Consider the following 548-nt stretch of genomic DNA (forward strand, 5'->3'; position numbering starts at 1 on the left):
CATGAGCACGACACTGGTCATCATCCCGACCTACGACGAGGCGGAGAACGTCCGACCCATCGTCGAGCGCACGCTGGCGGCCACCGACGAGACCGTGCACGTGCTCGTCGTGGACGACAACTCCCCGGACGGCACCGGCGACATCGCCGACGAGATCGCCCGCGAGACCGACCGCGTGCACGTGATGCACCGCACCGTGAAGGACGGCCTCGGCGGCGCGTACCTCGCCGGGTTCGCCTGGGGCCTCGACCACGGCTACGACAAGCTCGTCGAGATGGACGCGGACGGCTCGCACCACCCCGAGTACCTGCCGTGGATGATCGAGCTCGCCGACACGAACGACCTCGTCCTCGGGTCGCGATGGATCAAGGGCGGCACGGTCGAGAACTGGCCCTGGTACCGGGAACTGCTCTCCCGCGGCGGCAACCTCTACACGCGCCTCGCCCTCGGCATCGCCGTGCGCGACGCGACCGGCGGCTTCCGCGTGTTCACCTCGCGGGCGTTCGAGCGGATCGACCTCGCCGGCGTCGCCTCGAAGGGCTACTGCT

1 protein-coding gene is annotated in these 548 nt (G+C 69.7%); it reads left to right on the plus strand.

What is annotated here, in order from left to right:
* Position 1: 1 nt before the first annotated feature.
* Positions 2-548 (plus strand): polyprenol monophosphomannose synthase (locus I5E_RS17775; protein ID WP_022908174.1); only part of this gene is annotated, 547 nt, incomplete at its 3' end.

It is taken from the genome of Curtobacterium sp. B18, from assembly GCF_000333375.1.
Taxonomy (GTDB): domain Bacteria; phylum Actinomycetota; class Actinomycetes; order Actinomycetales; family Microbacteriaceae; genus Curtobacterium.